This window comes from Marilutibacter aestuarii (assembly GCF_006546775.1).
Taxonomy (GTDB): domain Bacteria; phylum Pseudomonadota; class Gammaproteobacteria; order Xanthomonadales; family Xanthomonadaceae; genus Marilutibacter; species Marilutibacter aestuarii.
The window spans coordinates 1-13,523 of record NZ_VICE01000038.1 but is presented as its reverse complement, the minus strand read 5'-3'; the positions used below and the strand labels follow the sequence as shown (position 1 = coordinate 13,523).

Annotated in this window: 13 protein-coding genes; 7 read left to right on the top strand and 6 right to left on the bottom strand. The window is 69.9% G+C overall.

Annotation, left to right across the window (positions count from 1 at the left end):
• The first annotated feature begins 15 nt into the window (after positions 1-15).
• Positions 16-1,854: a serine hydrolase gene (locus FKV25_RS03845; RefSeq protein WP_170218505.1), complete on the top strand. Its 1,839-nt coding sequence runs from the start codon at positions 16-18 to the stop codon at positions 1,852-1,854.
• Positions 1,855-1,908: 54 nt separating this feature from the next.
• Here FKV25_RS03845 and serS read toward each other — a convergent pair whose 3' ends face one another.
• Positions 1,909-3,189, bottom strand: a complete 1,281-nt coding sequence (gene serS / locus FKV25_RS03840) for a serine--tRNA ligase (RefSeq protein ID WP_141517476.1) — start codon at positions 3,187-3,189, stop codon at positions 1,909-1,911.
• A 226-nt stretch (positions 3,190-3,415) separates the two neighbouring features.
• Here serS and FKV25_RS03835 point away from each other — a divergent pair, with 226 nt between their 5' ends.
• On the top strand, positions 3,416-4,018 hold the full coding sequence (locus FKV25_RS03835) for an energy transducer TonB (protein ID WP_141517475.1): 603 nt from the start codon (positions 3,416-3,418) through the stop codon (positions 4,016-4,018).
• Positions 4,019-4,146: 128 nt separating this feature from the next.
• Here FKV25_RS03835 and aroA read toward each other — a convergent pair whose 3' ends face one another.
• The 4 genes from aroA to serC form a co-directional block, all read right to left on the bottom strand.
• Complete coding sequence (aroA, locus tag FKV25_RS03830) at positions 4,147-5,460, bottom strand: 3-phosphoshikimate 1-carboxyvinyltransferase (RefSeq protein WP_141517474.1); 1,314 nt, start codon at positions 5,458-5,460, stop codon at positions 4,147-4,149.
• On the bottom strand, positions 5,457-6,629 hold the full coding sequence (hisC, locus tag FKV25_RS03825; RefSeq protein WP_141517473.1) for a histidinol-phosphate transaminase: 1,173 nt from the start codon (positions 6,627-6,629) through the stop codon (positions 5,457-5,459). Before hisC ends, aroA begins: the two co-directional genes overlap by 4 nt.
• The gene (gene pheA, locus FKV25_RS03820) at positions 6,626-7,867 is read right to left on the bottom strand and encodes a prephenate dehydratase (RefSeq protein ID WP_141517472.1); all 1,242 of its coding nucleotides are present in this window, start codon (positions 7,865-7,867) and stop codon (positions 6,626-6,628) included. The genes hisC and pheA overlap by 4 nt, the downstream gene beginning before the upstream one ends.
• Positions 7,868-7,973: 106 nt before the next feature.
• Positions 7,974-9,059, bottom strand: a complete 1,086-nt coding sequence (gene serC, locus FKV25_RS03815) for a 3-phosphoserine/phosphohydroxythreonine transaminase (RefSeq protein ID WP_141517471.1) — start codon at positions 9,057-9,059, stop codon at positions 7,974-7,976.
• Positions 9,060-9,253: 194 nt separating this feature from the next.
• Here serC and msrP point away from each other — a divergent pair, with 194 nt between their 5' ends.
• Both msrP and msrQ read left to right on the top strand, forming a co-directional pair.
• A complete protein-coding gene (gene msrP, locus FKV25_RS03810) occupies positions 9,254-10,222 on the top strand; it encodes a protein-methionine-sulfoxide reductase catalytic subunit MsrP (protein ID WP_141517470.1) in 969 nt (322 codons plus the stop codon).
• A 73-nt stretch (positions 10,223-10,295) separates the two neighbouring features.
• Complete coding sequence (gene msrQ / locus FKV25_RS03805) at positions 10,296-10,907, top strand: protein-methionine-sulfoxide reductase heme-binding subunit MsrQ (protein ID WP_246071888.1); 612 nt, start codon at positions 10,296-10,298, stop codon at positions 10,905-10,907.
• Here msrQ and FKV25_RS03800 read toward each other — a convergent pair.
• The gene (locus FKV25_RS03800; RefSeq protein WP_246071887.1) at positions 10,876-11,679 is read right to left on the bottom strand and encodes an FHA domain-containing protein; all 804 of its coding nucleotides are present in this window, start codon (positions 11,677-11,679) and stop codon (positions 10,876-10,878) included. The two genes, msrQ and FKV25_RS03800, sit on opposite strands and share 32 nt — an antisense overlap.
• 119 nt (positions 11,680-11,798) lie before the next feature.
• Between FKV25_RS03800 and FKV25_RS03795 the strand changes: the two genes are divergently transcribed.
• The 3 genes from FKV25_RS03795 to FKV25_RS03785 form a co-directional block, all read left to right on the top strand.
• The gene (locus FKV25_RS03795; RefSeq protein ID WP_141517467.1) at positions 11,799-12,074 is read left to right on the top strand and encodes a polyhydroxyalkanoic acid system family protein; all 276 of its coding nucleotides are present in this window, start codon (positions 11,799-11,801) and stop codon (positions 12,072-12,074) included.
• A gap of 128 nt (positions 12,075-12,202) precedes the next feature.
• Positions 12,203-12,763, top strand: coding sequence for a phasin family protein (locus tag FKV25_RS03790; protein ID WP_170218504.1), 561 nt, complete (start codon positions 12,203-12,205; stop codon positions 12,761-12,763).
• Positions 12,764-12,970: 207 nt separating this feature from the next.
• Positions 12,971-13,523: restriction endonuclease (locus FKV25_RS03785; protein WP_170218503.1), on the top strand; the 553-nt coding region annotated here is incomplete at its 3' end.

The window sequence follows — 13,523 nt, the reverse complement described above, 5'->3', positions numbered from 1 at the left end:
AGCAAGGAGAGAACGATGAACCCCCAAGTCCCCACCCTCGCAATCCGGCAGCGGCGACCGCTGCGCGGGCTGGCGCGAACGATCGCGGTCGCCGGCCTGTTCGCGCTCGGCCTGCACGCCGCCGTTGCCGCACCCTGGGCCGCACGCCACGGCCTGACCGGTGCCCAGTACCAGCAGGCCTTCCAGACCTACAGCGGCCAGGGCTACCGGCTGGTGTCGGTCGCGGGCTATGAGCAGGGCGGCAGCGCCCGCTACGCCGGGCTGTGGAAAAAGCAGGCCGGCCCGGCCTGGGCCGCGCGCCACGGCCTCGACCCACAGCAGTACCAGGCGGCCTTCAACGAGTACGGCGGCAAGGGCTATCGCCTGACCTACGTCAACGGCTACGCAGTCGCTGGCAAGCCCTACTACGCGGCCATCTGGGAGAAGCGCGGCGGCCCTGCGTGGAAGGCCCGCCACGGACTGACCGCCGAGCAGTACCAGGCCGCCGTGACCGACATGGCACGGCAAGGCTATGCGCCCACGCACCTGAGTGCGTTCAGCCTCGGCGGCTCGCCGCGCTTCGCCGCGATCTTCGAGAAAGACAGCCCGTCATGGGTCGCGCGCCACGGCCTGACCAGCAGCGCCTACCAGCAGGCCTTCAACGAGTTCACCGGCAAGGGCTACCGATTGAAGGTCGTCAGCGGCTACCGCCAGGGCAACGGGGACCGCTACGCCGCGATCTGGGTCAAGACCGGGGGACCGCTCGCCGCCGCGCGCCACGGCATCCCGGCCGCGCACTACCAGCACGTCTTCGACAACCATCGCTACCAGAGCTGGGAACCGCGGTACATCGAGGCCTTCAACGGCGGCAGCGGGGTGCGCTTCAACGGACTGTGGGAGAACACCGCCTTCAAGGCGCAGGACCTGAAGCTGATCGACGACAAGGTACGCGCCTACATGCAGGCCAACGGCATCCCGGGCATGTCGATCGCGATCAGCAAGGACAAACGCCTGGTCTACGCGGCCGGCTTCGGCAAGGCCGACGACAGCACGCCGGTCGGGCCCGCCCACCGCTTCCGCATCGCCAGCGTGTCCAAGCCGATCACCGTGGTCGCGGTCACGCGCCTGGCCAACGACACCTCGCTGGACATGAGCTCGCGCGTATTCGGACCCCGCAGCGTGCTGGGCGGCCAGTTCGCCACCCCGTCCAACAACCCGGACATCGAGGACATCACGGTCGACCACCTGGTCCGGCATCGCGCCGGCTTCCGGCGCATCGACAAGGACGGCAACGGCAGCGACCCGATGTTCGCCTACACCGGCACCACCCACGCGGGCCTGATCAACTGGGCGCTGGAGAACTATCCGCTGGGCTACGCCCCCGGCACCAACCCCGGGCTGCCCAGCGACCAGACGTACTCCAACTTCGGTTACTGCCTGCTCGGCCGCGTGATCGAGGCGCGCAGCGGCAAGTCCTACGAGGCCTACGTGCGCGACACGATCCTCAAGCCGGCCGGCGCGTCGGGCATGGTCATCGGCGGCGACAAGGAGGCCGACCGCAAGACCAACGAGGTGAAGTACTACGGCAGCGGGGCCTACTCGAGCGTCAAGCCCGGGCGCTTCGACTCGCATGGCGGCTGGATCGCCACCCCCGCCGACCTGCTGCGCTTCATGCGCCACGAGACCGTGCTCAACACCTCGTACGCGCACTATGGCTCGATGAGCGGCACCAACGCCGTCTACCGGCGCCGCAGCGATGGCTTCGGCTACGCGGCGACCGCCAACTCGAGCGCCGGCGACGTCGCGGACATCGATACGATGCTCAAGGAGATCGTCGAAGGCGTGTCGGCCTGGCCGACCGGCGACCTGTTCTGACGGCTGCAGGCGGCGGGTCGGCCCCGGGCGCCGGCCCGCTGCCGCCGATGCCGATCAGGCGATCCGTTCGACGCCACCCATGTAGGGTCGCAGGACCTCGGGCACGGTGATCGAACCGTCCGCGTTCTGGTAGTTCTCCATCACCGCGATCAGGCAGCGCCCGACCGCCACCCCCGACCCGTTGAGGGTGTGGACCGGTTCGGGCTTGCCCGACTCCGGGTTGCGCCAGCGTGCCTGCATCCGCCGCGCCTGGAACGCGTCGCAGTTGGAGACCGAGGAGATCTCGCGATAGGTGTCCTGCGAAGGCAGCCAGACCTCCAGGTCGAAGGTCTTGCTGGCCGAGAAGCCCATGTCGCCACTGCACAGCAGCATCCGGCGATAGGGCAGGCCGAGCTTCTCGAGCACGGTCTCGGCGGCGCGGGTCATGAACTCGTGCTCGGCCTCGCTCTCGTCTGGCCGGGCGATGCTGACCAGCTCGACCTTCTCGAACTGGTGCTGGCGGATCATGCCGCGCGTGTCGCGACCGTGGCTGCCGGCCTCGGAGCGGAAGCACAGCGAATGCGCGGTCATGCGCATGGGCAGGCGCCCGGCCTCGACGATCTCGTCGCGGACGATGTTGGTCAGGGATATCTCGGAGGTGGAGATCAGGTAGCGCTTCTGCTCGCCCAGTTCGGTCGCGAACATATCCTCCTCGAACTTGGGCAGCTGGCCGGTCCCGAACAGGCTCTCGGCATTGACGATCGTCGGGACGTTGGTCTCCTCGAAGCCGTGCTCGCCGGTATGCAGGTCGAGCATGAACTGTGCCAGCGCACGGTGCAGGCGGGCCAGTTGCCCACGCAGGACGGTGAAGCGCGCACCCGAGAGCTTGGCCGCGGTATCGCCGTCGAGCCAGCCGTTGCGCGCACCGAGCTCGACGTGGTCCTTGACCTCGAAATCGAAGGTCCGCGGCGTGCCCCAGCGGTGCTGCTCCACGTTGCCCGACTCGTCGCTGCCCAACGGCACGCTCGCATCGGGCAGGTTCGGGATGCCCAGGGTGATCGCGTCGAGTTGCGACTTGATCGCGTCCAGCCGTGCCTCGCAGGCCTTGAGCTCCTCGCCGAAACCGGCCACTTCCGCCAGCAGCGGCGCGACGTCCTCGCCCTTCGCCTTGGCCTGGCCAATCGCCTTGGAGCGGGTATTGCGCAGGTTCTGCAGCTCCTGCGTGCGCACCTGCACCTGCTTGCGCTCGGCCTCCAGCGAGGCCAGCGCGTCGGCGTCGAGCGCATGGCCGCGCGTTTCGCGCAGGCGGGCGGCAAGGTCGGCGGGCTGCTGGCGCAACAGGCTGGGATCGAGCATGGGATCGGGTCGCTTGTGGAACGGGCCGCTGATTATCGCCGGTCTGGGCGCGCGTGTCGCCACGCGTTCGTGCCGGGTTCACCGCCGCACGTGCAAGAATGCCGGCAAGCCCCGATCCACGCACCGGTCCATGCCTGCCTCGCACGCCCGATCTTCCCGCCATCCGCATGTCCGCCAATCCAGTGCGGATGGACAAAGCGGCTTCGACCTCAGCGCATGGCGCCCCATGCCCCGGACGTGGATGTGGCTGCTGGGCGGATTCGCCGCCGGCCTGCTCCTGTTCCTGCTGGTGCTCCTTGCCGGCCGACGCGAAGAGCGCGTGGCCGATTCGCCCGACGCCGCACCGCCAACCGCCGATGGCACCGCTTACACGCCCCTGCCCTCGCCCCTCCCGGCCGATGCCGACGGCGCCAGTGGCATGGGCGATGCCCCGGATGCCGTCGCCGGAGACGATTCCCGTCCCCATCTGGTCGAGCCTCCGCCGCCACCGCCGGCACCGGCCGAGCCGGAAATGCCGCTACCCGACCCGGTCGCCGTCGAAGTGCCGGTCTCGCCCAGCGGCGAACCAACCCCGATCCCCGGCCAGACCCCACCCCCGCGTTATCCGGCAACCTCCCTGCGTCGCGGGGAGACCGGGACGGTGCTGGTGCGCGCGACGATCGGCGTCGATGGACGACCGCGCGACCTCGACGTCGCGCAAAGCAGCGGCTACCGGCGCCTCGACCGGGCGGCGATGGACGCGGTGCGCCGCTGGCGTTTCCAGCCCGCGCAATCGAATGGCCAGCCGGTGGAGGCCTCGGTGAACGTCCCGATCGAGTTCACGCGCTAGTCGCGCAGGTCGCGGGCGCCGGTGCGGGCCCGGCCCGCGAACCTCGAGGACGGAGAGACCTGTGTTGGCCCCGGGGTTCGTCCCCATGCGCTGCCCCCGCACGCGTCGAATCGGGTACTTCGCGTTCTTCAGGCCCCTTCCACGCCCATGCCGAGGCCGCGCGCGAGCTGGACGAAGCCCGGGAACGAGGTCGCGACATTGGCGACGTCCCCGATCTCCACCCGGTCGCCCGCCCGTTGCGCGGCCACGGCGAAGCTCATCGCGATGCGGTGGTCGCCATGGCTGTCGACGCTGCCGCCGCCGATCGGCCCGCCATCGATCACCGCGCCATCGGGGGTCTCCTGGATCGCCACGCCCAGCGCGCGCAGGCCGGCCGCCATCGTCGCGATGCGATCGGATTCCTTGACCCTCAGCTCGCCCGCACCGCTGACGCGCGTGCGTCCCTTCGCGGCCGCCGCGGCCACGAACAGCGCCGGGAATTCGTCGATCATGTCCGGCACGAGCGCCGCGGGCACGTCGATCCCGTGCAGGGGCGCGTGGCGCACGACGAGGTCGGCCACCGGCTCGCCCCCATCTTCGCGCGGCGCTTCCTCGACGATGTCGGCGCCCATCAGCCGCAGCGCGGCGAGCAGGCCGGTGCGTCGCGGATTCATGCCCACGGCGCGCAAGCGGACTTCGGAGCCCGGCACGATGCTGGCGGCGACCAGGAAGAAGGCCGCCGAGGAAAAGTCGGCCGGGACCTCGACGCGGGTCGCGCGCAGCACGTGTCCACCCGCCAGGCGGGCGAATCCGGGCGAGAACTCGATCGGCCAGCCGAAGGCAGCCAGCATGCGCTCGGTGTAGTCGCGGGTCGGGTGCGGCTCGCGCACGACCGTGTCGCCGCGGGCATGCAGGCCGGCGAGCAGAACCGCCGACTTGACTTGCGCACTTGCAACAGGCGTCGAATAATCAATGCCTTGCAAAGATTTTTTACCGTGGATTCTCAAGGGTGGTAGCCCGCCCGCCTCCGCATCGATGGACGCACCCATTGCAGTCAGGGGCTCGATGATCCGACGCATGGGGCGGCGCGAGAGCGAGGCATCCCCGACCAGGACGCTGTCGAAGCCCTGCCCCGCCAACACGCCCGCGAGCAGGCGCATGCCGGTACCGGCATTGCCGCAATCGAGCGCCGCGACGGGCGCGCGCAGTCCGTGCAGGCCGACGCCATGGACGATGCGCTCGCTGGGCGATGGCGTCTCGATGCCGACGCCCAGGGCCTCGAACACCCGTGCCGTGGCGCGCGTGTCCTCGCCTTCCAGGAAACCCGTCACCCGGGTCGTGCCTTCGGCAAGCGCGCCCAGCATGATCGCGCGGTGCGACACCGATTTGTCACCCGGCACCTTCAGCTCGCCCTGCAGGGCACTGCCGGGACCCGCGGTCCAGGACGCAACGCCAGCGCTCATGCCATCACCTCGTCCAGCGCCGCGAGCAGGCGCCGGTTCTCGTCGGGATTGCCGACGCTGATGCGCAGGCAGTCCGGCAGCCCATAGCCGCCCATCGGTCGCAGCACGACGCCGCGTTCGGCCAGCGCCGCCTCGATCGGTCCGGCATCGCGCCCGAAGCCGACCAGGATGAAATTGGTCTGCGAAGGGAACACCTCCAGCCCGCGCGCCTGCAGCGCCGCGGCCAGGGATGCGCGCTGTTCGGCATTGCGTTCGCAGGCCCAGCGCAGGTGCGCCGTGTCGCCGAGGGCGGCCTCGCAGGCGGCCAGGGCCAGCCCGTTGACGTTGAAGCTCTCGCGCAGGCGCTCCATGACGGCGACCAGCCCGGGCGCGGCGAGCAGATAGCCCACGCGCAGGCCGGCGAGCCCGTAGGCCTTGCTGAAGGTGCGGGTGACGACCAGGTTGGGATGCGCATCGAGCCGTTCCAGCGCGCTGCCGTAGTCGGGCGCATCGGCCATCTCGGCATAGGCTTCGTCGACCACCACGATCACCTCGCCCGGCACGCGCGCGAGGAACCCGGCGAGCGCCTGCCGACCGAACCACGTCCCGGTGGGGTTGTTCGGATTGGCGAGGTACACCAGCCGCGTCGCCGGGGTGATCGCCGCCAGCACGGCCTCCAGGTCGTGCCCCAGCGGCATGGCCGCATCGCGGGGCAACGGCTCGGCGATCCGCGTCGTCGCCCCCGCGGCCTGGGTCGCGAGGGCGAACACCGCGAAGCCATGGCGCGGGAACACCACGTCCTGCCCCGGCCCAGCGAACGCCTGGGCCAGCTGCATCAGCAACTCATGGGAGCCATTGCCGAGCATCAGGCGCTCGATGGGCACGCCATGGACGGCAGCCAGCGCCCGCTTGAGGTCGCCTCCCAGCGGATCGGGATAGCGGTGCAACGCATGCAACTGGTCGAGGATCGCCGCGCGGGCGTCCGCCGATGGCCCGTAGGGGTTTTCGTTGGAGCCGAGCTCGACCAGCGCCAGTTCGCCGAACCGGCGCCGGAAGGCCACCAGGTCGTGCCCCGGGTCGTAGGCCTTCAGGCCCCGGATGCCGGGCGTGGCGCGCGAGGCGAACCAGGCCTCGTCACGTGCCGGCCCGGCGTCGCCGGAGGCCGGCGCGTCGTCGATGCGGGCGCTCATGAAATCGCGACGGGGTACGAGCCGAGGATCTTCACGTCCTCCACGAAGTCGGCCATCTCCGCCAGCGACAGCCGCATGTTCTCCTCCTCCACGTGCCCGGCGACGTCGATGAAGAACGCGTACTGCCACAGGCCGGTATGCCCGGGCCGCGACTCGATGCGGTTCATGCTCAGGCCATGCCGCGCGAGTGGCGCGAGGATGTTGAACAGCGCACCGGGCTGGTCCTTGATGAAGACCAGCAGCGACGTGCGGTCGTTGCCCGAGGCGGGGAACAACTCGCGCCCCAGCACGAGGAAGCGGGTGGTGTTGTCGGGCCGGTCCTCGATCGGACCGGCGATGCTCTTGAGTCCATAGACGGTACCCGCGCTGACCCCGGCGATCGCCGCGGCATCGTCGGCGTTGCGTGCGCGGCGCGCGGCCTCGGCGTTGCTGCTGACCGGGATCTTCTCGGCATGCGGCAGGTACTGGCGCAGCCAGGCCTTGCACTGCGCGAAGGACTGCGGATGGGAATACACGCGCTCGATGCCATCGATCGACCCCACCCGCGAGAGCAGGTGCTGGTGCACGCGCAGTTCAACCTCGCCGCAGATCTTGACCCCCGAGGTCAGGAACATGTCCAGGGTCGACTGGATGGTGCCCTGCGTGGAATTTTCCACCGGCACCACGCCAAAGTCCGCCGCGCCGGATTCGACTTCCTGGAAGACCTCCTCGATCGTGCCCAGCGGCAGCGCGTGGATCGAATGGCCGAAGTGCTTGTAGACCGCCTGCTGCGAATGGGTGCCCTCCGGACCGAGGAACCCGATCTTCAGCGGCTCCTGCTGGGCGAGGCATGCAGACATGATCTCGCGGAACACCCGCACCAGCACGTCGTCGTTGAGCGGGCCGTCGTTGCGGTCGACCACCCGGCGCAGCACTTGGGCTTCGCGCTCGGGCCGGTAGTAGTCGACGGCCGCCGCGAGCTTGCCCTTGGCCTGGCCGACCTGGCCGGCGAACTGCGCGCGTTCGGCGATCAGCGCCTGGATGCTGCGGTCGATGCCGTCGATGCGCACGCGCAATTCGCCCAGGTCGGGCTTGCCGGCGGCCGGCTTCCGCGCGGCCTTCGCGCGAACGGGCTTTGACGGCGCAGTGCGCGCCGGCACCGCGCCCTTTCCGGCGGCCTTCTCAGCGGCCTTCGTCTTGCCTGACGCGGTCTTGCCGGCCTTCTTCGCCTTCGCCGCGCTCGTTGCTTTCCTGGTCATGGGTGTTCCACTGCGTGCCTGGGCCCGGCGCGGTCTTCCCGGGTGGGAACCGCGTCACGGGCCGGTCCGCCCGGCCGCGTGGCCGGGCCCCTGCGGTGCGTGCCGCTCAGCCCTTGCGTTGCTGGAAATCGCGCATGAAGCTCGCCAGCGCCTCGACCCCCGCCTCCGGCATGGCGTTGTAGATCGACGCGCGCATGCCGCCGAGGGCGCGGTGGCCCTTGAGCGAGATCAGGCCGGCCTCCCGTGCCTCGGCGAGGAAGGGCTTGTCGAGGGACTCGTCCTTCAGGAAGAAGGGCACGTTCATGCGCGAGCGCGCAGCGGGGTCGACCTCGTTGCGGTAGAAGCCGCCGGAGTTGTCGATCACGTCGTAGAGCAGGCCGGACTTGCGCCGGTTGAGCTCGGCGAAGGCGTCCACGCCGCCCTGGGCCAGCATCCACTTGAAGACCAGGCCCGCCAGGTACCAGTTCCAGGTCGGCGGGGTGTTGAGCATCGACTCCTTTGCCACGTGGGAGGCGTAGGTGAAGATGTCCGCGCGGGGCTGGCCCGCGCGCTCGAGCAGGTCGCGGCGGATGATCACCACGCTGACGCCGACGGGGCCCAGGTTCTTCTGTGCGCCGGCATAGATCACGCCGAAGCGGGACACGTCCAGCGGCTCGGAGACGATACTGGAGCTGAAGTCCGCGACCAGCGGCACGTCGCCCACGTCGGGGATGTCCCGGAACTCCACGCCATGGATGGTTTCGTTGGCGGTCACGTGCACGTAGGCCGCGTCGTCGGACAGCTGCCACGTCTCGCGCGCGGGGATGTCGCGATAGCCACCGGCCTCGCTGCTGGCGGCGATGTTCACGTCGACATAGGGCTTGGCCTGCTTGATCGCGGTCTTGCCCCAGTGGCCCGTCAACACGTAGTCGGCCTTCTGGCCCGGGGTCGCGATGTTCAGCGGGATCAGTGCCTGCTGGCCGGTCGCGCCGCCCTGCAGGAACAGCACGGCGTAGTCATCGGGGATCGACATCAGCCGCCGCAGGTCGGCCTCGGCCTCCTGGGCCACCTGGAGGAACTCCGGCCCTCGATGGCTGAGTTCGACGATCGACGCGCCCGCACCGTGCCATTCGAGCATTTCCGCCTGGGCCTGCTGCAACACGGATTCGGGCAGGGTGGCCGGGCCGGCACTGAAGTTGTACGCACGCGTCATCGGGGACTCCAAGGCTGTTGCGATCTTCGACGTCGATCTTCGATCAGGGGATGGAAGGCCCGCACTGCGGGGGGCGGGCCACGGGTGGCCTAGTATGCCGCAGCGCAGCACCGCCGACGTGGTCCGTTGCCGGCGTAACCTTTTGTGGCTTCGCAGCGTATATGCCATGGTGATGCCAAGCGATGGAGCCGGTCATGACTTTGCGTAATGCCTTGAGAATCCCTGCCTCCGAGGTCACCGACGAGGCGGTCTACCTGCAGCGGCGCAAGTTCGTCGCGGCCCTTGCGGTCGCGCCGGCCCTGGGCCTGCCGGGCTGCGCGGACGCGGTGCCCCCGCCACCGGAGGGCGCGACGGTGACCGAGGCCGAGGCGCGGGCCGGATTCAAGACCGACGAGCCGCTGACCCGCTACGAGGACGTGACCTCGTACAACAACTTCTACGAGTTCGGCACCAACAAGGACGACCCCTCCAAGGCGGCCCGCACGCTGCGCACCTCGCCCTGGTCGGTGGCGGTGGGGGGCGAATGCGACAAGCCCGGCACCCTGTCGCTGGACGATCTGCTCAAGGGCCTCACGCCCGAGGAGCGCATCTACCGGCTGCGCTGCGTCGAGGGCTGGTCGATGGTGATCCCGTGGCTGGGCGTGCCCCTGGCCGACGTCCTCAAGCGCTTCGCGCCGAACTCGCGTGCCCGCTATGTCGCCTTCACCACCCTCGCCGACCGCGAACAGATGCCCGGGCTTCGCTATCGCTCGATCGACTGGCCCTACCGCGAGGGCCTGCGCATCGACGAGGCCATGAACCCGCTCACGCTGCTGGCGACCGGCCTGTACGGCAAGGCGCTGCCGCAGCAGAACGGCGCGCCGCTGCGGCTGGTCGTGCCCTGGAAGTACGGGTTCAAGAGCATCAAGTCGATCGTGGCGATCACCTTCACCCGCAATCCGCCGCACTGCAGCTGGAACCAGCTGCAGCCCAGCGAGTACGGCTTCTTCTCCAACGTCAACCCGGACGTGGACCACCCCCGGTGGAGCCAGAAGACCGAGCGCCGGATCGCCGGCTCCGGCAGCAAGCTGTTCGCCGAGCGCATCCCCACCCGCCTGTTCAACGGCTATGCCGACCAGGTGGGCGAAATGTACGCCGGCATGAACCTCAAGCGCTGGTTCTGAGCCGATGACGGCCACCGACGCGGCCCCGCCGGCCGCCCCCCGCCGTCGCGTGGCGCCGCGGACGCCCCGTGGCGTGATCATTGCCAAGGTGCTCGTCCACCTGCTGGCCCTGGCGCCGGCGGCGATCCTCGCCTGGCAGATCCGGCTGGAGTGGGCCACCGGCAGCGGCGGCCTGGGCGCCGACCCGGTCGCGGAGATCGAACACCGCCTGGGCCTGTGGGCCCTGCGCTTGCTGCTGATCACCCTGGCGGTGACGCCGCTGCGGCAGCTGACCGGCAAGCCGGTGCTGCTGCGCTTCAGGCGCATGCTGGGTCTGTACGCGTTCGCGTACGCGACCCTGCACCTGCTCGCCTACCTCGTGCTCGACCTGCGCGGCTACTGGACGCAGATCTTCGAAGAGATAGTGAAGCGGCCCTACATCACCGTCGGCTTCCTCGCCTGGCTGTTGCTGGTGCCGCTGGCGGCGACGTCCACCCAGGCCGCGATCCGCTGGCTGGGACGCAACTGGGGGCGCCTGCACAAGCTCATCTACGCGATCGCCGTGCTGGCCGTCCTGCATTTCTGGTGGCTGGTGAAGTCCGACGTCCGCGAGCCGGCGCTCTACGCGGGCATCCTCGCCCTGCTGCTGGGCTGGCGCGCGTGGAAGCGCGTGCTCAGCGCACGCCGTAGAGCAACAGCAGGCTGAGGGCGCCCGCCAGCATCAGGGCGGCCAGCAGCAGCCAGGGAACGCGTCGCGCCGGATGGCGCTGTGGGGCCGTCACGTCCCTCGCCTCGGCCGTGCTGGACTCCAGCGCGCCAAAGGGCTCGGACAGGGCCGCGAGCGGCGGCGTCGTGGGTGCTTCCAGCACGAAGCGGTGCTGGCTGCCGAAGATCAGCTGCGCGCCCGGGAGCAGGAGGGCATGGCGTACCGGCCAGCCATTGACCCAGCTGCCCTGCTCGGAACCGAGGTCGCGCAGGACCGCGCCGTCGGGATGGGGCTCGAGGCGGGCGTGGCGCTCGGCGAAAGCGGGCTCGTCGATGTGCAGATCGCACGAACGCAGCCCACCCACCAGCCGGGGCTTGTCCAGCGGCAATGCCCGGCCGTGGTGGGGGCCGCCCACGCCACGCAGGACCATCGCCGCCCCCGACCGCGCCGGCTCGGCGTCATCGCCCGCAGGCGCTGCCGGTGGCTGCGGGCCGCAGAGCGTCAGTCGATGGCCATCGACGTGGATCGCGTCGCCCAGGCGCAGCATCGCCATGTGGCGGACCGGCCGACCATTGATGTGGACGCCGCGGACGTCGTCGCGCACCTGCATCCACAAACCGCGGCGGTCGACGCTGAACTGCACCAGCGACCTGCCCGGATCGTCGACCAGCACTAGGCGGCCGGCCTCGTCGCGGCCCACGCCACGGACACCCGGGGACAACACCAGGTCACCGTGTTCGCGATTGGAGAATTGCAGTCTGATGGAATTCACGCGAGCGCAATCTAGCACGCCGCCTGCCGTCGCGGTCAGCCGGCCGGGCCCACCCGGGGCGAGCGGCTGGTGGCGACCCGCGACAGCCCCCACAATACGGCCTCACGCAGGAGAGCCCCATGCCCAGTATCGACATCCGCCATGCCCACTCGCTCAGCCCCGACCAGGCCCGCCAGGCCGTGGAGGAAGTCGCCGGGAAGCTCTCCGAGCGCTTCGGCGTGGCCTGCGAATGGTGCGGCGACCGCGTGGACTTCAACACCTCGGGGGTCCAGGGCAGGATCGCGCTCGAACCCGGGCAGGTACACGTGACCGCACAGCTGGGCCTGCTGATGTCGGCGTTCAAGGGACCGATCGAGACCGAGATCCGGCGCGTGCTCGCCGAACGATTCGTGTAAGCCCGTTGCGGCGGCGCGTACCCCGGGGGCACGCGCACACGTGGCATACACCCCTTCCATGGTGTCCTCACGGGTGAGGCGCACGTTCTTTCCCTTGCGCCTCCACGTCCCCCACCAGGAGCATGCGCATGGCCAAGCAGAAGAAACCCGGCAAGAAGGGCCGCGATACCCAAGACGCCATTGACCCGCAGGCCCAGGCCGAAGCCATGGCCCGGGGCATGAGCGAATCGGCCCAGCAGATCTGGCTTGCCGGGGTCGGGGCGTTCGCCCGGGCGCAGTCGGAAGGCAACAAGCTGTTCGAGAGCCTGGTGCGCGAAGGCATGGGCTTCGAGAAGACCGCGCGCGAGGCGGCAGGCCACCAGGCCGAGGCGATGCGCGAGGCCGTGGAGTCGCGCGTGGGCCAGGCGCGGGATCGCGCCAACGAAACCTGGAAGCGACTGGAGACCGCGTTCGAGACCCGGGTCGCCGAAACCCTCGGTCGACTTGGCGTGCCGACGCGTGCCGACATCGCGGAACTGAACGCGAAGCTCGACGCGCTGGCGGCGCGTTCACCGGCGCCCACCCGCCGCGCACCGGCGCGCAAGGCGCCCGTGGCCAAGCGCGCACAGCCCGCCACGCCCCGCAAGACGGTCGGGAAATCCGCCAAGTCGCCGCGCGCCAGCGCCGCCAGGCGCCCCCGTACCTCCTGATCCCCCGGGAATCGCAGGCGCGCACCCCGCGGTCGCGCCTGCGATGACGGGCGTTGGGCCCCGTACACATACCTGATCAGGTCGTTCAGCTCCCGTGAACCGGCGCACTGACTTCATTTGCGCCAGCGCGTATAGTCGCCGCGCTCACACGCACCGCAAGACGTTCCCGGCAGGCTAGAGGACAGGATGCTCACGGCTCCATCGCTAATGATCATACTGGGCGTGACGCTCGCGCTCGGTGCCGCATTGTCCCTGTATTGCTGGCATATCCGACGGAAGCAGCACGAAACCCGGCAGGGCCTGGTCACGCTGGCGGGCATGCGTTGGCGCGAGTTCTCCAACTTCGTCGTCGAGGCGCTGCACGCACAGGGATTCGAGACCGACACGCAGCAGACGAGTCCGCAGAGCGGGCAGAAGTCCGACGTGCGCCTGGTCCGCGACGGCCGGACCTGGCTGCTGTCCTGCAAGCAGGGCGTGAAACACCGGGTCGACCCCGGCCAGGTGGACAGCCTGGCCGGCTCGGTCAACTTCCATGGCGCGGGCGGCGGCATCATCGCCACGCTGGGCCAGGTGCAGGCCGACGCGCGGCGAAACAGCCACGGCCTTGAACTGCTCGACGGCAAGGCGGTCTGGGCCCTGGTCGAACCGCTCCTGCCCAACGGCCTGCACGAGTCCGTGGCCCAACATGCGCGTCGCCGCACGCTGATGGAGATCGGGCTGGGGTGGCTGATTGCCCTCCTGGTCGGCGTCGCCGCAGCCG

Excerpts from the sequence above, each read along its gene's own strand:
- FKV25_RS03845 (WP_170218505.1), top strand. The coding sequence starts at position 16 with ATGAACCCCCAAGTCCCCACCCTCGCAATCCGGCAGCGGCGACCGCTG.
- serS (WP_141517476.1), bottom strand. The coding sequence starts at position 3,189 with ATGCTCGATCCCAGCCTGTTGCGCCAGCAGCCCGCCGACCTTGCCGCC.
- FKV25_RS03835 (WP_141517475.1), top strand. The coding sequence starts at position 3,416 with ATGCCCCGGACGTGGATGTGGCTGCTGGGCGGATTCGCCGCCGGCCTG.
- aroA (WP_141517474.1), bottom strand. The coding sequence starts at position 5,460 with ATGAGCGCTGGCGTTGCGTCCTGGACCGCGGGTCCCGGCAGTGCCCTG.
- hisC (WP_141517473.1), bottom strand. The coding sequence starts at position 6,629 with ATGAGCGCCCGCATCGACGACGCGCCGGCCTCCGGCGACGCCGGGCCG.
- pheA (WP_141517472.1), bottom strand. The coding sequence starts at position 7,867 with ATGACCAGGAAAGCAACGAGCGCGGCGAAGGCGAAGAAGGCCGGCAAG.
- serC (WP_141517471.1), bottom strand. The coding sequence starts at position 9,059 with ATGACGCGTGCGTACAACTTCAGTGCCGGCCCGGCCACCCTGCCCGAA.
- msrP (WP_141517470.1), top strand. The coding sequence starts at position 9,254 with ATGACTTTGCGTAATGCCTTGAGAATCCCTGCCTCCGAGGTCACCGAC.
- FKV25_RS03795 (WP_141517467.1), top strand. The coding sequence starts at position 11,799 with ATGCCCAGTATCGACATCCGCCATGCCCACTCGCTCAGCCCCGACCAG.
- FKV25_RS03790 (WP_170218504.1), top strand. The coding sequence starts at position 12,203 with ATGGCCAAGCAGAAGAAACCCGGCAAGAAGGGCCGCGATACCCAAGAC.